The sequence below is a fragment of the Pseudonocardia sp. MH-G8 genome (assembly GCF_002262885.1).
Taxonomy (GTDB): Bacteria; Actinomycetota; Actinomycetes; order Mycobacteriales; family Pseudonocardiaceae; genus Pseudonocardia.
In genome coordinates this window covers 1-17,540 of sequence record NZ_NKYF01000046.1, presented here as the reverse complement: position 1 = coordinate 17,540, position 17,540 = coordinate 1, and the positions used below count along the sequence as shown (strand labels likewise).

Sequence of the window (17,540 nt, the reverse complement as noted above, 5' to 3'; positions counted from 1 at the left end):
GCCTCATTCGGCACTTCGCTGCACGACATCGCTCTCGATCACTTCGATGCGCCGTTCATCTCGATGAGGACCTTCCCCCGCGGCTCGCCGGTCGGGGTGGCGAGTAGTTCCAGTGCCTCCGCGAACCGGTCCAGGCCGACGCGATGGGTCACGAGGTGCAGCGGCCGGAAGCCGCCGCTGTTGAGCAGCCGCACCGTCGTCGCCCACGCGGCCGCGGTGTAGCTGAAGCTGCCGCGGATCCGCAGGTCCTTGTTCACGACGTCGTCGACGAACAGGCTTGCGGCCCTGCCGTGACCGGCCATGCCGAGCAGCAGGACCTGTCCCCCGGGACGGGCCGAGCGGAACGCCGCCTCCGCCGCGGCGGTGCCGCCCGCCGCCTCGACGACGACGTCGTACGCCTCGGGGCGCGGGAGTTCCACGGTGAACCCGTCGACGCCCACCGCACGGCCGAGGTCCTCCTGCTCGGGGCGCCTGCCGGCCATCGCGACGGCGGAGGGAGACCACATGCGGATCAACTGCGCCGCCAGGAGCGCCACCGTGCCGTCCCCGATCACGAGCACGCGCGAGGCCGGTGCCACGTCGATCTCGGTCAGCGCGCGCAGCACGACAGCTGCCGGCTCGACGAGCGCGCCCGCCGCCAGCGGGACGTCGTCGGCGAGCCGGTGCACCAGGTGCGCGGGCGCGGTCACGCCCGGACCGGCGGCCCCGTCGAGGGTGAAGCCCAGCTCGTCGTAGCCCGCGCACAGGTTCGTCCGGCCGCTGCGACACGCCGCGCACACCGAACACGGGAAGATGCCCTCGACCACGACGGGGTCCCCGGTTGCCACTGCCGTCACCCGCGCGCCCACCTCCAGGACCCGGCCGGACCATTCGTGCCCCAGTACCAACGGGTATCGCGTGTAGGCCGGATCGAGGGCACCGCGGATGATCTCCAGGTCGGTGCCGCACAGCCCGACGAAGTGCGGCTCGACGAGCACGTCGCCCGGCCCGGCGGCCGCCAGTGGGCGGTCCTCCAGGAGCACCTCACCGGGCTTGCGGACGACCAGCGCCGGCCCCATCAGTGCGTCATCCCCGCCTCGACGACGCCGGCCAGGAGATCGAAGCGCCGGTCCACCTCCCGCTGCGTCTCCGGGTCGAGGGAGAAGCCGACCGGGCCGCGGGAACGCACCTCCGGAAGGACCCCCTGGCGGTGCAGCAGGTGCTTCTGGACGGCGACGAACGAGTCCAGGCTGTTCTGGACCGACACGATCGCCGAGAGCGGCGGGTTGATCGCGTCGACCGCCGCGTCGTCACCGGACTCCAGTGCCCGCCACAGCGCTACCAGGGCCCAGCACAGGTCCGGTCCGGGCATCGTCCCGACGACTCCACGCCTGAAGCTGTCGACCAGCGCGAGGCCCCCGGTCCCCTCGTAGACGCGGGCGCGTCCTCCGGTGGCGTGCCGCAGCGCGCTCAGCCGCGGCCCGATCGGGTGGGCCTCCGGTTTGAACACCGCTCGGTCCTCGCCGTACTCGCGCAGCAGCCTCGCCTGCAGCTCCGTGGACAGCGGCCTGCCGACGTAACCACTCGCGTCCTGGACCACCAACGGGATGTCGATCGAGTCGAGGATCCCGGCGAAGTACCGGTGGAGCTCGGCGTCGTCACACGCGGTGGCGAGCGGGGGGATCGCCATGACGGCGTTCGCCCCGCTCGCTTGGGCATGCCGCGCATGCCGGGCCGCGGTGTGCAGGCTCTCCGCGCCGACGCTGGCCGTCACGGTGGCCCGACCGGCAACCGCGCTGCAGACCCGCTCGGTGAGCAGGTCCCGTTCTTCGCTCGACAGCCGCAACACCTCGGAGACCATTCCGACGACGACCCCGTCGACCTGCTGGGCGAGGACCCACTCGATCTCGCCGGCCAGCGCTGGGAAATCGATCTCACCGTCGTTCCCGAACGGCGTGGCGAGCACGGGCAGGACACCCGTGGGTGACGCGGACATCGCAACTCCTCATGGCAAAGGTCCGGCCGCGTGGGCCCTGCGCCTGGCGACGCAGGTTCACGAGCCGGTCGCTCTCGTGGTTGTTCGGCTGTGCCGAACGCTGTATCTCTCAACCGAACCTAGTCCGCTCAGCTCGAGCCGGTCAAGACCCGCCACCGCTCGTTGCCACATGCGGCACTCGCTAGCCTGTTCGGCATGACTGGCAGCGGTTCGGACAAGTCGAACGAGGCGCGCCCCGGCGGCAAGTACAACCTCCAAGGCCTGTCCCGGGCCCTACGCCTGCTCGACGGACTCGCCGAGGCCGGCGGTGAGGGGCTGTCGCTCACGGAGGCGGCCGAATACATCGAGACCACGAAGAGCACCGCCTTCTCCGTGCTCCGCACTCTCATGGAGTTCGACTACGTGAGTTCCGTCGGCCGCACGCCGCGATACCGACTCGGATCGGCCGTCGTGCACCTCGCCGACCGCTACAAGAAGGCCGTGCCCTGGCTCGAGGTCGCCCGACCGGTCGCCCGCGACCTGACCGATCGGACCAAGTGGACCTCACGGATCGCCTCACACGTCGGCGGGCATCCGGTCTTCCAGGATCGCGTGGAGGCCCCCGGAATGATCCGTTTCAACACAGAACTGGGCATTCGAGAACTGCCGCACCGCAGTGCGGCAGGCAAGGCGATCCTCGCCTGTCTTCCGGAGAGCCAAGTTCGTCACATCGTCAGCGAGTCCGGCCTCCCGCGACGTACCCGCAACACCATCACCGACGTCGAAGCGCTCCTGGATGATCTGCAGCTGACCCGCCGACGCGGCTTCGCCGTTGACGACGAGGAAGACGACGAGGCCGTCTTGTGCATTGCAGCAGCATTCCACTCCTCCGACGTTGTCCCATTGGGCGCAATCAGCGTCACCGGCCTGAAGGCCGACATGCCCGACTGGCGCTTGCAGCAGACAGGACCGATCGTCGTGAACGCGGCGGAGCAGATCACTCGCGCGTTGGGCGGTAATGTCCGACAAACGACCGAGAGTGCTTCCGCAGGTGCCGAATGAGCTTGGTCTACCGCGACGCTTGAGGAACTGAAGGCGCGACCCCGAGCCCGCCCAACCCCCGGTCAGACGCATTTGCCAGTTCCCTCGATATGATCGTTCGCCGGCCGCATCAGCCGAAGTCCGCGAGACTGGGAACGAGAACCGGCCCGACTCGACTCAGTGATCTCGGCGGACGCCTGAAATGCGTGGAATGCGCGACCGTCGGGCTCGGTGCTGAACTTCACTCCGTGCCGGCGACGGCTCGGCGCGAAGTGAGCGAGGTAGTCGTGATCGGAAGGACAGCCAGTGCCGATCATAGGTGCTGGACGGCGTGAGGGTGGCAGGCAGCAGGTTCAGCCGCTCGTCACTCATCACCACCAGCGGCCGCATGCTCCGGACTCGATCCGGTTGAACGGCTCGACCCCCCTGCACGCTCATCCCGTTCTCGGAACGACCTCGGCCCGGTCCAGCCCCAGCGACCGCCACTGGACCGTGACGGAGGTCGCCGGGCACACTTCGTTCAAGCCTTTCCCGAAATCAGCGGCCTGACGACGCACCATCCCGCTGCCGCCGTGGCTCGTGACGATCGCGAGCGAGCACATGAAGCGGTGGCCGGCCGAGGCGAGCGAACCGATCTTCGCGAACGAGGTGGGTGCTCCACTGCGCCGAACCCTGTTCCGCACCCGGATCTGGCGCCCGTCGCTGGTACGCGCGGGGATGCTGGGTGCGGTGGTGACCGTCGACGGTGGGTTCGAGGCGCAGTGGTCGAACCTCGACGGCCGCAAGCACACCGAGCGCTTCCGTACGGAGCCCCAGGCGGTCCATCACGTCGCGCGGAACCAGGCTGGTGGTCTCCGGTTCCACGACCTCCGCCACTCCTACGCCACGTGGCTTGTCGACGACGGCGTCCCACCGAACATGGTGCAGCGCGTCATGGGGCACGAGCGGTCGTCGACGACGTTGGACCTCTACACGCGTCGGACCGACAACGGTGACCGGATCTTGCGGGCCCTCAGCGATCCGGACGACGAGGACCCGGACGACGGCGCGGCTCTCGCTCCGAGCTGAGAGGGCTGCTCCGGAGATGCTCCGGGTGTGGAGCCGATCATGCGAAACGGCCTGACCGGAAGCTCCTCGCGGAGCCTCTGACCAGGCCGTTTGCCTGTGGGCGATACTGGGATCGAACCAGTGACCTCTTCGGTGTGAAGCAATGGCCCGCCGCAGTCAACCACGCCATTCTCGCAGCTCAACGCGTTCTCAACGTCCGTGGACGACCGCCGACGACAGCGACTGTGCGCCCGGGTTGTCACTCACTTTGTCACCCACCTGGAACCGCCCTGAAAGCGTCGGCGGAGGCCGACCACGGTACCGGCAACCCGCACCTCCTGCTAGCCCGAGAGCTCGCAGACCGACGAGAGCACCAGCTTGGCGAGCGGATGAGTCAGGCGTCGGTCTCGTTAATCTGAGCGCCGTCAGCGGCGCGCTGCACCGACTCACAACCCTTCAGAGCCGCAACCTTGGTCTCGTACGCCTCTCACGAGGCCACGACCTCGCCGTTGCTCGCCTTCAACCGGAACCGGTACTTACCCGCCCGGTCCTCGTACACCTCGAACTTGCCTGCCACTACCCGCACCTCCACTACTCCCCGCTCCAAGGCCCACTGATCGACCGGCATGCGGCACGTTAGCGAAGATCGCGAGCGCTGCCCACCGGATCCGAGAACGCTCTTCCAAGGGCGCGGTTGAAAGCGTTCGACCAGCATGCATGGCGTGGATCAGCACGGCTGGCAGCCAGCGATCCGCCAGCGCTGCGCGTTACCGGCCCAACCCGGCATCCAGAGCTGATACCGCCTGGCGAGTCCAGGCGGAGCCGTCGCTCCTGCGCACGAGCGCCCAGCCGAGCGGGTACCAGGAACCGGTCCGCAGCGATCAGCGGGCGACATTCAACCCGTGAGGGCGACGATGTCAGCGATGGGCACCTGATAGGTGCGGTACGGACCAAGCAGGGGCGTGTCCCCATCCTGCAACTCATGGTGCGCCGGCGAGTCGATATCGTCGAGCTGCGTGGTCTGATACAGCACGTACGCGGTCGCCGCCAGCGACCGCCCCACATCCGCCGTAACAGACGCCACCGCCCAGGCCGCTACGGTCCAAACAGCCGCGGAATCCACTCCCCGATAAACCGCGTCGTCCTCACCCAGGGCCGGAGCGGTGAAGACACTCAACCTGGATGTCATTGGTATCAGCGTAGGTCAGTGTGTAGCCCTCGAGGCCGAGCCACAGTTGCTTGACCTGATTCAAGTCCGCCGCCTGCGGTGCAGCGTTCGGGTAAACACAGGTGGACAGGGTGTCGCCGTTTGGGGCGACCAACTCGAGTGCATAGACATTTCGGTGGGCGTCGCCGCCGACTACCGCGTCGACGACTTCAGCCAGTTGGACCATCGGAACCAGCCGTCTCCTTCCGGCGCGAGATCTGGAATTTCGACCCGGGGTGGGAAGCGCCATGGGGCACATTTGTGAAGAGTCACGATCCCAACCAACAGGACCGGACAGGCTCCTGATTAAGCCAGCTGATCGTTCGGGCCGACGACGGCGCCGGGGGACGAGCAGTCTTCTGCAAGGGGCACGCCACAGCGGGCAGATCACACGAGACTCAGTCCTCGACGCCGCCGCCGAGTCTGCGCGCTTTCCACCCGGACACGCTGCAGGACACACTCAAAGATCACACGAGGCCCGCCTTACACGAGGCCCTGCCCATCGCCGGGCCGGTCGCACACCAGCTTGGCGGAGGCCACTGACGCGGACCCGGAACCGGCCTGTCTCCACCGGCGCGCTGGCGGCGAGTCAGCCTGCGCCCTTCCCCAGCAGCCCCGACCACACATGAGAGGATAGCGAGGTGCCGATGCTGGCATGCCTGCAGCTGGCAGCGGCGCCGACCTCCTTCTCTCTGCGGCGGCCCGCTGACGCCCCGGGCGACTCAGACGTACGACCAGGATCGAGTTCGGAACACCACCTGTGGCAGACAACCTTCAGCAGTTCGGCCCGACCGGTTTCCAGGACCTGGCAGGGGCGCTCGCAATCGCCGCGTTCGGGCCCGGGGTTCAGGTAATGGGCCAAGGCCGAGACGGCGGTCGTGACCTGTACTTCCGGGGACCACTGGCGTGGCAGTCGGTCCCGGACTTCGAAGGCGAGGTCTGGGATGGCTACACAGTTATGCAGGTTAAGCACAAAGCCGCACTTGCGGTGCGGTCGGAGGACAACGCGAGCTGGCTCTGGAGTCAGCTACGCAGGGAGCTGAACGACTGGAGCCTGGCCGCAGACCGATCCGAGGTACCGGACTATCTTTTGGTGATCACCAACGTTCCCCTCACCCCGACACCAGGCACAGGGGGACACGACCGGGTGTTAGGCAACATCCGAAAGTACATCGCCGAGCTCGACGATGACAGCCGCGACATTGACAGCTCGGCCCGCGACGCCCGTGAGGCGCGACGAAACCGACTGCGCCGAATCAAGAAGTTTCGAATCTGGGACGAGCGGCAGGCGACGGCCTTGCTGAGCGTCTACGCGCATGTGCGCAGGGCATTTCCTGCGCTCCTCACCGCCGCGGATATATTCGCCGCGCTCTCTAACATGACGGACACGATCTCGATCGGCGACTTGGAACCGGCCCTACGCACACACGCTCGTACGACCTTGACGGGCGACGGATTTGTCTACTTCGACGAGGCCGGCGGCAGCGACGGGTCCGGGTACCCCATCCACGAGGTAGCGATCGACCTCCCTTCCATGAATGGGCACGGCGAGGTCAGCACTGTGGTGCGCTACGTGTTGAACCGATCCGAGCACATGCTCAAGCCAAGGTTGTCACTCGTTCCCAAACCTCGGCACCTGATCGTCACCGGCGCCCCGGGCAACGGAAAGACCACTGTGGCTCGGTTCCTGGTCCAGGCGTTCCGCGCGGCCATGCTCGAAGGTGGCAGCGAGCTGAGCGATGAACAGCGCACCACCATCTCCGGGTACCGCGAGGCCTTATCGCGCATGGGCTGTGCCATGCCCAGGAACAGACGGTGGCCTATGCGCATCGATCTTGCCGAGTACGCCGAGGAGGGTGGGCTAGGCGCAAAGCCGTTCAGTTAGCGGTCGCGGCTGCTGGTCAAGGATCTTGTTGCGGCGTGTCGTTGCCGGAGATGGGAGCGGAGCTCCGGTAGGAGAGGTCGTCCTCCAAGACAGCCTCGACACCACCAGGAGCTCCGCTGAGCGCGAATTCTGTCATCACCCGGGTCGTCACCGTGGCCGGCGGGCGTTTCGCTCCTGGTCATCTCGGCGAGTTGACCCAGATCGTGCCCTTCGAGATGGTCGACGCCGCGCTCGCCGACACCGCAGCGGTGCAGCAGCGGCTACGCCTGTTGCCCTCGCGGGTGGTGGTCTACCTCCTGCTCGCGGCCGGGTTGTTCACCGAGATCGGCTGGTCGCAGGTCTGGACGCGGCTGTGCACGGGCCTGGACGGGCTGGCGCCGGTCACCCCGAGCGCGAGCGCGTTGGCCGCCGCCCGGACCCGGGTGGGGGTGGCGCCGCTGCGGGCCCTGCTCGACCTGCTGCGCGGCGCAGAGACCGGGTGCGTGCAGATCGGCGCCGCCCGCGCGGGACGCGCCGGGGTGTTCTGGCGGGGCCGGCTGGTCACCGCGGTGGACGGCACCATCCTGTGCTGCCCGGACACCGCCGCGAACCTGGCCGAGTTCAGCAAGGGCGGCAGCAGCCGCGGCACCACCACCGGCTATCCGATGGTCCGGGTGCTGGCCCTGGTGGCCTGTGGCACCCGCACGATCATCGACGCGGTGTTCGGCACCGACCGGGTCGGTGAACTCGGCTACGCCCATCGACTGTTGGGGTCGGCCCGGGCCGGGATGATCGTGCTGGCCGACCGCAACTTCGCCGCCGCGGACTGGATCACCGCGCTGGCCGCGACCGGCGCGGACGTGCTGATCCGGGTCAAGAACGACCGCCGGCTCCCGATCTGCCGCACGCTGGCCGACGGGTCGTTCGTGTCCCGGATCGGGCGGGTCGAGGTCCGGGTGCTCACCGCCGCAGTCACGATCACCACCAGCGACAGCGCCCGGACCGAGACCTACCGGCTGGTCACCACCGTGCTCGACCCCGCCGTACCCGCGGTGGACATCGTCGGGCTCTACCACGAACGCTGGGAGATCGAGACCTGCTTCGCCGAGCTCAAGTCCACCAGCATGGGCGGACGGGTCCTACGCTCACGCACCCCGTCCGGGGTCGCCCAGGAGATCTACGCCCTGCTGATCACCTACCAGGTCCTGCGGATCGCGATCAGCGACACCACCCTGCACCGCGCCGACCTCGACCCCGACCGCGGCAGTTTCACCGTCGCCCGCCACGCCGCCCGTGACCAGCTCATCGCCGCCGCCGGTGTCATCGCCGACACCGTGCTCGATCTCGTCGGCACGATCGGCCGCCACGTCCTGGACCAGCTCCTACCCGCCCGCCGAGTCCGAACCAACCCGCGCGTGGTCAAACGCGCGATCTCCAAGTACGTCGCCAGCACCGCCAAAGGCCGCCACCGCGGTCCCAGCCGCCCCGCGCTGATCACCATCGAGATCGAAGCGACCTTGACAGCGCAGCCACCGGCCTAACTGAACGGCTTTGGGGCTAGGCGAAGAATCTACCCTGCTGCGTTGGGTCGCGCGGAAGGTCTCGCAGCGCTCGAACGACGGCGTGGTGCGGCCGACCGCTCTGCAGGGCTGGATGACCAGCTGGCCGTGGTTGCTGGTGCTCGACGGTCTGGACGAGGTCACCGAGCCAGAGACTCGAAAGCGACTGATCCGGCAGGTCACCGAGCTGGTCAACGAGGCCGAGGCCGACGACTGCGATCTCCTGGCCGTGCTAACCACCAGGCCGATCGGTTACACCGAGAACATCGCCCCCACGCAATTCGAATGCATCGACCTAAACGACCTCACCGTTGATGAGGCGGTGCGCTACGGCGAACAGGTTACAAAGGTGCGCCTTCGGGGCGATCATGATCGCACCGAACGCATCTCGGAGCGATTGCGCGAGGCCGCAGGGGATGAGTCGCTCCGCAATCTTCTGCGCACCCCGTTGCAGGTGCTCATCCTGACGATCATCCTCGACGGGACCGGAACATTGGCGCCAGATCGCTACAGCCTCTTCTGGGGCTACTACGACACGGTGTTTCGCAGGGAACGGGACAAGAAGGCCAGCCTTCGGCGTCTGCTGCAGGACTATAGCCAACAGATCCTGCGCCTGCACGAACGCATCGGCTTCGAGCTGCAGGTACGGAGCGAGTCTGGCGACCGTTCCCATGCCACACTCACCGCTACCGAGCTCCAGAACATCATCTGGCAGGTCCTACACGAAGCGGGTTTCCAACCATCGGGACGAGACTCCGGACTTCGAGAGAAGATCTTTACTGCTGTTACCCAACGGCTCGTACTGCTCACCCCACGCAGAACGTCCGATGGCTACGGCTTCGACGTGCGCTCGCTGCAGGAGCTGATGGCCGCCAGACAGCTGACTTCCGGTCCGAGCCCCCGGGTCGCGCAGCGACTGCGCACGGCGGGCGCCAGCCCACACTGGCGAAACAGTTGGATCTTCGCGGCGGGCCAGCTTTTCGCCGAGCCCCAAGATCACCAGCATGAGGTCGTGGTCGGGGTCCTCGAGTCGGCCGATGTCGACACGGGCCATCGCCTCGGCGCCACACTGCCGATCGGACCGAGGCTCGCGCTGGAACTCATCGACGACGGCATGGCTCGCTCGTTGCCGAGGTGGCGTAACCGCATCGCCGCACACGGTCTCCGGCTTCTGAACGAGCCCGTTTCTGACGACTTCGGCTTCTACGCCCGGATTCTGACGCGGTATGCGGCTGCGGGCGAAGAGCAATACGAGGCCGTCGTGGACGGCCTGCGCGATGCCCTCGGGGGGGTTGGCAACTCGTGTCTAACGGCTCAACATTTCCAGAAACTCGTCCCCGATTTAGTCACCGAGCTGGGCATTTCGGCACGTATGCGCGGCCTAGCCTTGGCCCTACCCAGGCCCGCGGGAGATACTCGCCCTGCTCCGACCGACGGCTGGGAGGACTTTGACCTCGAGATTACGACGTCTCAGGTCACGGACGCAAAGCGAGTCGCCCTAGAGGTCGCCGCGACCGCCCTCCGCCGACTCGCTCGCATTGACCAGCCCGCGGCCCGCGACGTCGACCCCATCACCGACGCACTGCTCAGCGGGATCGCCCCCACGTTGGACGACGCGCTGTCGAACGTAATGCGGCACGAACCCAGGCTGCTGAAGGCGCTGCGCGAACATGCGCTTCCCGTCGTACTGAGACAGCCGATCGGAGATCGCCTCCGAAGCTCTCATATTTGACCGTCATGTGCCCAAAGGAGCGCTCGGGCGGCGGATGCGGGCACCAGCAGCTCCCGGCGTGCTACCGCCGTCTATGCCAGGACTGCCATTCGTCGTTTCGTTGGTAGTCAATCTTCAACCGTGCTCGCACAAAGACTTGCTGGGCACCCACCCCGCCGACGGCATTTTTCGGGCCCGTGGCGACGTTCGGACCTTACCGACGAATCGTCACCCTTATGCCCTCGATTCATAAATGCGCTGCCGCTGACAGCAGCGGTCGTGGCTATTGACTCAAATGGCGTGATGTCTTCGTGCGACTTGACTGTCCGCCTGCTGCTCTCGGCACCGGCCTGGCCGGCGCAGCTGGCCTGATCAGGAGCATGACCGCCAGTAGCCGCTGAGGTATCCTGTTACAATCCTGCTGCCGACTCCGATCCAGGTCGGACCGGAGCCACGTCCCTCTCAGGGTCGGGGAACCGCGCTGTGCATGCTGGCAGGACTGATTGAGCTCCTCGTTGAGTCGGCACCCATCGGCACCCACACCCCCGCTGTGCTTGCCACCGGCGCCGGGCCGCCACAGCCACAGCCACAGCCACAGTAGGCGCCGACAAGGACGGCCACGCCAAACTGGTCGCGCTGGCCGAGGCTCATGGTGGATTCCGCGGGTGGGAGATCGAGACACCAGCGGCAACGTCTCCGGTCATTACGCCTAGCTCGAGACCTCGACGAGCTCGGTGATCGGGTTGTCGAGCTCGGTCGCCCGGTCGGCCCCCGCGCGCCGGGCCGCGCGGAGTCCGATGCGATCGACTCCGAGCGCGCCACCGGCGACGCACCCGCCAGCAACCAGCGGGCGCAGCCCAAGACCGGACTCGAACTGGCCGGCCTGCAGATCCTGCATACCGCACGACGCCCCGCGGTCGTCGCTGCCAGCACACTGGTCGCCTACGACACGAACCCGGCGCCCTGCGGGCGCAGGGGTGATCCGCAAGACGGGCCGCAATCGCGTCGATTGCGGCGTGCGCCGCGCGGACGCGGCCCTGGCCCCCAGTCTTTGGACACCAGCCCGATCGAAGGTGAGCGCCGTCCGCGGATTCTGAGGACGCCGTACAGCTCCAGAGATGTCGTGCTCGTCCATATTCATGCGTCCGTGAGCCACCGATCGACGCCAGCGACGGCCGAAAAAAATCAAGAACTGGACTGTACCGTCTCGGCACCTTGGCTCGACCGCGTGTAACCGCTGAGGCGCCAGGCGACCAGACCGCCACCGAGTGCGACCCCACCAAGCCCCGAGATGACAAGCTCCCAGCCGGGGAACACTCCCCGATCGGAGCTGCCGGCAGCCTCAACCGTCTCGTTGACCTGGCGCGTAGGCTCGACGGACGCGCTTGCCGCTTCCGGCCGCGGCTCCTCCTGTCCGAGGAACTCGCGGAGCATGCCCGTGTCGGTGATGACGTTGAAGTTCTGCCCGAAGAACGGGACCGTCATCTGACTGTTGATCCCGTACACCTCACCGCGAGAGTTCACGGTGGGCCCGCCGGACATGCCCTGGTCGAAGTCCGCACTGACTTGGTGCACAGCCACGCCCTGCCGGTACTGCCGGGCGGTGATCGTCCCGCTGGTGCTCGCAGGCTGGAGCCGAGAGTCCTGCAGGACGTCCGCCGGAGACTTGCCACCACTCAGCAGACCGGGAATGTCGATGCCATCGGTCTCGCTGATGTTCAGACCGGGGAATCCGATGGAGGCTACTGGCTCTCCGAGCCGGGGCGCGTTCGGTGCGATCGCGAGGGGCTTGGCCGGTGGCAGGCCGTGCAGCTCGAGCTTAGCGGTATCCCCCTCCTCTGCGGACCGGAAGCTGTGCACTCGAACGATGACCGGTGAGGTGAGGACCGCTCCGGGAAGCTCCCGCGGTTGGAACGCCCACACTGTGCGCTGCGGTTCGGGAAGCCCGGGATCCAGCGGGAGCGGCCACCCGGTCTCCGGGTCGACCGGGCCGTCCTGCATGTGCATGGCCAGCTGGCCTTCCTTCGGATCGACGCAGTGCCCTGCGGTGACGATCGTGGTCGGCGTGTCGAACCAGCCGGTGCAGATCGACATGACCGGAAGCTCGGGTGGTGCCGCCGGGTCCCGAGGCTCTGTGACGGCGGGCATCGCGAACGGGTCGACCGGTTCTTCCCAGATCGTGACGAGCCCGACGATCGACTGCTGGAGCGACTCCAGCCGCGCCGGGTCGATGAAGGTGTTCAGCGGAGCTGGCTGCGGTTGCATCCCCGCCGGGCCAGGTGCCGACGCGGTGAACGACGGTTCCTGTTCCGAGCGGTTCGCTTCGTCGGACGCGGGCTGCCCGGCGTCGGGTATCGGGGCCCCGGGCGGCGGCGGCCCCGCTGCGGCCGCCCCGCCGGAGACGCTCAATCCGAGAGAGACAGTGATCAGTGCCAGAACCGTGATGCGCAGCCATCGCCTGGACAGCGACCTTGCCGGAATAATTCGCATGCTGGTCTCCTCCTACTCGTTGAGTACGGCTTTGCTCAGGAGTGCCGTTCTGCCGGCGATCAACCTGGGTGATGTGCAGGTCGCGTGTCGGTGGCGTTGCTCGCCGCGCCGTGGCGCTGGTCGAACCAGGAATGCCAGCTGGGCATGTCGGCGGCCGACATAGCGATCAGCCGCCTCGTGGCCGATTCGGAGAATTGGACGACCGCCTCTGGCTGCGCGTGCTGGGGCCGTCGGGGTGCTCGATTCGAACCCGCTGCCAGCGTCCACGGCAGGCTCAGGGTTCGTCAGGCGAGCTGCGGGCCAGCAGCGCTCTCACCTCGATCAGTTCGGTGAGAGCGAGCCGCGGCCGATCGAGGGACGGGGTCAACGAAGCGGGTGCCGTCGTCGGTGCGAATGCGGCACAACGCGCGGCCATCGCGATGCGACCACCTGGGGACCGGACCGTCGGCGACACGCCAGTAGCCCGGGGGCTGGGCCCGCACCGAGCGCCGACAGACCGGACAGCACAGGTTCTCGACGGACTGCCAGCGACGCTCCTCACGACCGGTAGAGCCGGGGACCACGACACGACGGATCGTCACGAATGCCTCCTCGTTCGACCGTCGCTGACCGTGCTCCTCCGGGGTGGTCGTCCCGTGGCGCGCGCCGTGGTCGGCGCGCCGACGCCGTCTCTCGCGCACAAGGCGTAGATCTCGGTGCCGCCCGAAGGCGGCGAGGCAGCTGAGTCGCGCCGCCGGAGTCGGCTCGTCGGTCGCCGGCGCCGCTGCAACGGCGAGCAGGAACGACGACGCGTGGTCACGACCGTGGTCACGACGTTGTCACCGCTCACCGGGCACCGACCACATGCGCACCATCCCGCGACCACGCCCGCTCGCCATCGTCCTGCCAGCAGTTCCAGGCACGAGGAGCGGACATGGTCAGTACCGACAGGCGAGACGCAGTTGCGCGGCGAGGTCCGGCAGGGGTCACCGTCGCGGGTGTGGCGGGCGGTGTCGGCGCCACCACGGTGGCGCGCGCGATCGTCGGCGTCGACCGGGGTGTTTTCACCGGCCGGCCGGTCGACGTCCTGGTCTGCCGCGCGACCGGCGACTCACTCGTGCGCGCCTCCCGCGCCACCCATGTCCTCGCCGCCGCTGGCCATCGACCCGTCGTCGCCGTCACCGCCGCCGACGCATCCGGCCCCAGCCGCCCGGTCACAGCGCGGCTGCGGTTGCTCGAGCCGCACACCTCGGCCGTGGTGGTGCTGCCCTTCGTCCGCCGATGGCGGGAACTCGCGGTCCCACTCGACGACGTCCGCGACCTGCTCACCCGGCCGCTCATCGAGCTCCCCCGACAGCTGCGCCGCTACGCCACCGCCGCCCGCGAGCTGCGGGCCGCGGTCAGCGCCCCACTACCCGCCTCGACCCGGCGCACGGCTGCGCCGCTGGCACGCCCCGTACCCACGATCGGGAGGACCGCACGATGATCGCTCCGCTGGCCACACCACCTGACCCGCCGCCGTCGGCCCCACCGGGCCTGGACGAACTCGCCTCGCAGCTGCTCGGTTGGCTGAAGTGGGGCGTGATCTTCGCCGGGCTGATCGGCATCCTGATCTGCGCCCTCATGCTGATCATCGGCCGCCGCAACCGCTCGGCCACCGCCTACGAGGGCCTCGTCGGGTCGGCGTGGGTCCTCGGCGGGCTCGGACTGGCGTCGGTCGCGGCGCTCATCGTCGGGGCGTTCCAGCTGTGAGCGCGCCTCTGACCGGCTGGGCGGCATGGCGACGCAGCCTCGCGATCGGCGCCGGGCTGACCGTCGGGCTGGTGGTCATCGGCACGATCGGGTTCCTCACCGCGGACCAGCCGGCGCCGCGCGTACCCCCGGAACCGGTTGTGGTGGTCGAGGCGGTTCCCGGTGGGATCGCTGCCGTCTCGGACTCCCATGGACCACGCGACCGTCACGACGGTCGCAGCGCCGGATTCGCCCACGACGAGCTCGGGGCGGCCATCGCCGCCAGCAACCTCACCGCGCGGGTCTCCCCCGCTGCCGGCGCCGTCGCTGAAGCCACCGTCACCGAGCAGTGCTTCGGCGACATCCCGACCACGCTGGCCCGGCTGCACTCGGCGCTGCCGATGTCGGACTCGCCCTCCCGGGCGGCGCTGCAGCCGCAGGCGCTGCACTACCGGGTTCTCGCCGGCGACCCGCAAGGTGACACCGTCGTCGTGTCATTGCTGGCCGAGACTCCCCAGGCCCGGGACCTGGGAGGGCTCTCCCGTATCGACGCGACGCTGAGCTGGATCGACGGCGACTGGCGCCTGCGGGTGCCCCTGCCGGCACCCTCGATCCACCCCGACAGCGACGGCTACACATTGCTCGGGCGGACGTCGTGATCGCCCAGCCGCCGCAGGAATGCGGGACGTTCGACCTGGGCTGCCAGGCCGGGCAGGCGATCTCCTCGACGTTCCAGGCGCTCGTCACCGAGGTCGCCCGCGGCGCCGCCGACCTCGTCGTGACGGCCTCGACCTGGTGGGCGGAGACCGACAGCGTCAACCCCGCGGACTCGGCCGTGCTCGCCGCACAGGACGTGACCGCGCCGCTGGTCGCGACGATCCTCGTCGGATCGGTCCTCGTGCAGGCGATCCGGATGATCCTGAGCCGCAAGGGCGAGCCGCTGATCATGGTGGCGACCGGGCTGTTCCGCTTCGCCGTCGTGTCCGCGCTCGGCCTCACCGTCCTGCAGGCAGCCCTACGCGCCGGAGATGCCTTGGCCCAGGAGCTGCTGAACGGGGCGGCGAACAACTTCGCGCTCCTGATGCGCGACGCACTGACCACCAGCACCGCGAGCACGTTCGTCATCCTGCTCGTCGCGGTCGTCGCCGCCGTGCTGTCCCTGGTCCAGTGGGTACTGATGGCGATCCGCCAAGCCGGGCTACTGGTACTGGCCGCGATGCTGCCGCTCGCCGCATCCGGGTCCCTGACCCGCTCCACACGCGGATGGCTCGACCGATTGATCGTGTGGCTGATCGCCATCGTCGCCTACAAGCCGGCCGCCGCATTCATCTACTACATCGGCTTCTCCTACCTGTCGACGACGAGCTCGAACGCCCCGGGCGACATCAGCACCTTGATCACCGGACTGATGGTCCTCGTGCTGGCCGTCATCGCGATGCCGGTCATGCTCAAGTTCTTCTCCTGGACCGGCACCCAGATCGGCGGTGCCTCAGGCGGCGGCTCCGGATTCCTCGGAGCCGTCGGCGCAGCGACCATGGCCCGCAGCTACGGCCAGTCCCCCGCGGTCCGCCGCGCCGCCGCAATGGAGGCCACCGGACCCGGTTCCGCCCCCACCAGCGCGTCACCGCAGCCCGCAGGGGCAGCGGCGGTCGCCGGACGGGCCGGCGCGGCCGGCATGGCGGTCGCGGCCGGCGGGGCCATGGCCCGTGGCGCGGCCGAACGCATGACCGGCGCCCCACCGCAGAACGGCGGGCCGTCATGACCACCGCGGAGAACCGGGCGGCGGAACCCCGGCTCTACGGCAACTGGCGCCCCGAACGTGGCTGGGGCGTCGCGGGACTGAGCAGCGCCGCGACCATCACAGCGTTCCTCGCGATCCTCCTACCGCTGCTGGCGATGTCGGTCGCGCCGCGCCTTGTCCTGCCGCTCACCGGAGCGGCCGCCGCCGTCGTGGCGGGCATCGTCGTGCGCGTCGGCGGGGTCAGCCTCGCCGACGTGCTCGTGCGCCGGGGCAGGTTCACCCGGGCCCGGGTCGCTGGCTGGACCGAGCTCTCAGCCGGGGTGCTCACCGAGCACCCACGCGCTGCCGACCTGCCGGGGGTGCTCGCCCCGCTCCTCCCCCTCGACGTCGACGACGGCCGCGGCGGGCGGCATGCGCTGCTGTGGAACCGGCGCACGGGGACGCTTTGCGCGGTCCTGCGCTGCTCCCCCGTCGGCCTCGACCTGGCCGACCGCGACCAGACCGACGCGTGGGTCGCATCGTGGGGGGCGTTCCTCGCCGACCTGGGCTACCAGCCGCTGGTGCGCCACATCGCGGTCACCGTCGACACGATGCCCGCCGGCGGCACGACCGTTCCCGAGCACGTCGCCCGGGAGCTCGACCCGGCGGCTCCGGCGCTGGCCAAGCGAGTGCTCGGTGAGCTGGTCGCGGCGACGCCAGCAAGTTGCGCCGCGGTCGACGTCCGCCTGTCGGTGTGCCTCGACCCGAACCAGGCCACCCCGAAGCCTCCCGATCTGTTCGCGGCCGTCGTCGAAGCGGGCCGTTGGTTGCCCGGACTCGAGGCCACGATCGGCACCTGCGGCGTGGCAGTGCTCGGGCGCGCCGAAGTCGGCTGGCTCACCGGACGCATCCGCGCCGCGTTCGACCCCGCGGCGCACCGCGACATCGCCACCGGAAGCGACGCGGCACAGCTGCTGCACTGGGCCGACGCCGGCCCGGTCGCCGCGCTCGAGCGCTGGGACCACTACCGCCACGACGGCGCCGTCTCGGTCAGCTGGGCTCTGCGTGAGGCCCCACGCCAGGCCGTCGGCCCGACCGTGCTCGCGCCCCTGCTCGCGCCAGGTGTGTTCCCACGCCGCGTCACCTGGCTCTACCAGCCCTACCCCGCCGATCAGGCAGCCGCGAAGGTCGAGGCCGAAGTCACCGGCGGCCAGATCCGCCGGGCCTGGGCGACCCG

16 protein-coding genes and 1 pseudogene are annotated in these 17,540 nt (G+C 68.9%); 10 read left to right on the top strand and 7 right to left on the bottom strand.

Annotation, left to right across the window (positions count from 1 at the left end; translation table 11 throughout):
- Positions 1-38: 38 nt before the first annotated feature.
- Together CFP66_RS45165 and CFP66_RS45160 are read right to left on the bottom strand one after the other, a co-directional pair.
- The gene (locus CFP66_RS45165; RefSeq protein WP_094931587.1) at positions 39-1,058 is read right to left on the bottom strand and encodes a zinc-binding dehydrogenase; all 1,020 of its coding nucleotides are present in this window, start codon (positions 1,056-1,058) and stop codon (positions 39-41) included.
- On the bottom strand, positions 1,058-1,975 hold the full coding sequence (locus CFP66_RS45160) for a dihydrodipicolinate synthase family protein (protein ID WP_094931584.1): 918 nt from the start codon (positions 1,973-1,975) through the stop codon (positions 1,058-1,060). The genes CFP66_RS45165 and CFP66_RS45160 overlap by 1 nt, the downstream gene beginning before the upstream one ends.
- Before the next feature lie 195 nt (positions 1,976-2,170).
- On the opposite strand from CFP66_RS45160, the gene CFP66_RS45155 reads away from it, so the two are divergent.
- Together CFP66_RS45155 and CFP66_RS45150 are read left to right on the top strand one after the other, a co-directional pair.
- A complete protein-coding gene (locus tag CFP66_RS45155; RefSeq protein WP_094931583.1) occupies positions 2,171-3,016 on the top strand; it encodes an IclR family transcriptional regulator in 846 nt (281 codons plus the stop codon).
- Between the two features lie 558 nt (positions 3,017-3,574).
- The gene (locus CFP66_RS45150) at positions 3,575-4,063 is read left to right on the top strand and encodes a tyrosine-type recombinase/integrase (protein ID WP_094931581.1); all 489 of its coding nucleotides are present in this window, start codon (positions 3,575-3,577) and stop codon (positions 4,061-4,063) included.
- A 373-nt stretch (positions 4,064-4,436) separates the two neighbouring features.
- Here CFP66_RS45150 and CFP66_RS50110 read toward each other — a convergent pair.
- The 3 genes and pseudogenes from CFP66_RS50110 to CFP66_RS45135 all read right to left on the bottom strand — a co-directional run bounded on the left by CFP66_RS50110 (position 4,437) and on the right by CFP66_RS45135 (position 5,436).
- Positions 4,437-4,601 (bottom strand): annotated as a pseudogene (locus CFP66_RS50110) (YegP family protein).
- A gap of 336 nt (positions 4,602-4,937) precedes the next feature.
- On the bottom strand, positions 4,938-5,231 hold the full coding sequence (locus CFP66_RS45140; protein WP_158228466.1) for a hypothetical protein: 294 nt from the start codon (positions 5,229-5,231) through the stop codon (positions 4,938-4,940).
- The gene (locus tag CFP66_RS45135) at positions 5,188-5,436 is read right to left on the bottom strand and encodes a DNA/RNA non-specific endonuclease (RefSeq protein ID WP_094931577.1); all 249 of its coding nucleotides are present in this window, start codon (positions 5,434-5,436) and stop codon (positions 5,188-5,190) included. Before CFP66_RS45135 ends, CFP66_RS45140 begins: the two co-directional genes overlap by 44 nt.
- 573 nt (positions 5,437-6,009) lie before the next feature.
- Between CFP66_RS45135 and CFP66_RS45130 the strand changes: the two genes are divergently transcribed.
- The 3 genes from CFP66_RS45130 (at position 6,010) to CFP66_RS45120 (ending at position 10,404) form a co-directional block, all read left to right on the top strand.
- Positions 6,010-7,134 carry a hypothetical protein gene (locus CFP66_RS45130; RefSeq protein ID WP_094931576.1) on the top strand — a complete coding sequence of 375 codons (1,125 nt, stop codon included), beginning with the start codon at positions 6,010-6,012 and terminating at the stop codon, positions 7,132-7,134.
- A gap of 152 nt (positions 7,135-7,286) precedes the next feature.
- Positions 7,287-8,654, top strand: a complete 1,368-nt coding sequence (locus tag CFP66_RS45125; protein WP_255413945.1) for an IS4 family transposase — start codon at positions 7,287-7,289, stop codon at positions 8,652-8,654.
- Positions 8,655-8,766: 112 nt separating this feature from the next.
- Positions 8,767-10,404 (top strand): NACHT domain-containing NTPase, encoded by a 1,638-nt coding sequence (locus CFP66_RS45120; RefSeq protein ID WP_143517621.1) that lies wholly within the window; start codon positions 8,767-8,769, stop codon positions 10,402-10,404.
- A gap of 688 nt (positions 10,405-11,092) precedes the next feature.
- Here the strand turns inward: CFP66_RS45120 and CFP66_RS45115 are convergent.
- Positions 11,093-11,281, bottom strand: coding sequence for a hypothetical protein (locus tag CFP66_RS45115; protein WP_094931571.1), 189 nt, complete (start codon positions 11,279-11,281; stop codon positions 11,093-11,095).
- Positions 11,282-11,568: 287 nt separating this feature from the next.
- Positions 11,569-12,873 carry a trypsin-like peptidase domain-containing protein gene (locus CFP66_RS45110; protein WP_094931569.1) on the bottom strand — a complete coding sequence of 435 codons (1,305 nt, stop codon included), beginning with the start codon at positions 12,871-12,873 and terminating at the stop codon, positions 11,569-11,571.
- Between the two features lie 913 nt (positions 12,874-13,786).
- Here CFP66_RS45110 and CFP66_RS45105 point away from each other — a divergent pair.
- From CFP66_RS45105 to CFP66_RS45085, 5 genes are all read left to right on the top strand, one after another.
- Complete coding sequence (locus CFP66_RS45105; protein ID WP_143517620.1) at positions 13,787-14,338, top strand: hypothetical protein; 552 nt, start codon at positions 13,787-13,789, stop codon at positions 14,336-14,338.
- Positions 14,335-14,604, top strand: a complete 270-nt coding sequence (locus tag CFP66_RS45100; protein WP_094931567.1) for a hypothetical protein — start codon at positions 14,335-14,337, stop codon at positions 14,602-14,604. Before CFP66_RS45105 ends, CFP66_RS45100 begins: the two co-directional genes overlap by 4 nt.
- Positions 14,601-15,242 (top strand): hypothetical protein, encoded by a 642-nt coding sequence (locus tag CFP66_RS45095; RefSeq protein ID WP_094931565.1) that lies wholly within the window; start codon positions 14,601-14,603, stop codon positions 15,240-15,242. Before CFP66_RS45100 ends, CFP66_RS45095 begins: the two co-directional genes overlap by 4 nt.
- Complete coding sequence (locus CFP66_RS48350; protein ID WP_094931563.1) at positions 15,239-16,345, top strand: hypothetical protein; 1,107 nt, start codon at positions 15,239-15,241, stop codon at positions 16,343-16,345. Before CFP66_RS45095 ends, CFP66_RS48350 begins: the two co-directional genes overlap by 4 nt.
- A partial coding sequence (locus tag CFP66_RS45085; RefSeq protein WP_094931561.1) for an SCO6880 family protein occupies positions 16,342-17,540 on the top strand: 1,199 nt, incomplete at its 3' end. The genes CFP66_RS48350 and CFP66_RS45085, both read left to right, overlap by 4 nt.

What these genes read in the sequence shown, in the direction of transcription:
- CFP66_RS45165 (WP_094931587.1), bottom strand. Translation starts at nt 1,058, where the DNA reads ATGGGGCCGGCGCTGGTCGTCCGCAAGCCCGGTGAGGTGCTCCTGGAG.
- CFP66_RS45160 (WP_094931584.1), bottom strand. Translation starts at nt 1,975, where the DNA reads ATGTCCGCGTCACCCACGGGTGTCCTGCCCGTGCTCGCCACGCCGTTC.
- CFP66_RS45155 (WP_094931583.1), top strand. Translation starts at nt 2,171, where the DNA reads ATGACTGGCAGCGGTTCGGACAAGTCGAACGAGGCGCGCCCCGGCGGC.
- CFP66_RS45140 (WP_158228466.1), bottom strand. Translation starts at nt 5,231, where the DNA reads ATGACATCCAGGTTGAGTGTCTTCACCGCTCCGGCCCTGGGTGAGGAC.
- CFP66_RS45135 (WP_094931577.1), bottom strand. Translation starts at nt 5,436, where the DNA reads ATGGTCCAACTGGCTGAAGTCGTCGACGCGGTAGTCGGCGGCGACGCC.
- CFP66_RS45120 (WP_143517621.1), top strand. Translation starts at nt 8,767, where the DNA reads ATGACCAGCTGGCCGTGGTTGCTGGTGCTCGACGGTCTGGACGAGGTC.
- CFP66_RS45115 (WP_094931571.1), bottom strand. Translation starts at nt 11,281, where the DNA reads ATGCAGGATCTGCAGGCCGGCCAGTTCGAGTCCGGTCTTGGGCTGCGC.
- CFP66_RS45110 (WP_094931569.1), bottom strand. Translation starts at nt 12,873, where the DNA reads ATGCGAATTATTCCGGCAAGGTCGCTGTCCAGGCGATGGCTGCGCATC.
- CFP66_RS45105 (WP_143517620.1), top strand. Translation starts at nt 13,787, where the DNA reads ATGGTCAGTACCGACAGGCGAGACGCAGTTGCGCGGCGAGGTCCGGCA.
- CFP66_RS45100 (WP_094931567.1), top strand. Translation starts at nt 14,335, where the DNA reads ATGATCGCTCCGCTGGCCACACCACCTGACCCGCCGCCGTCGGCCCCA.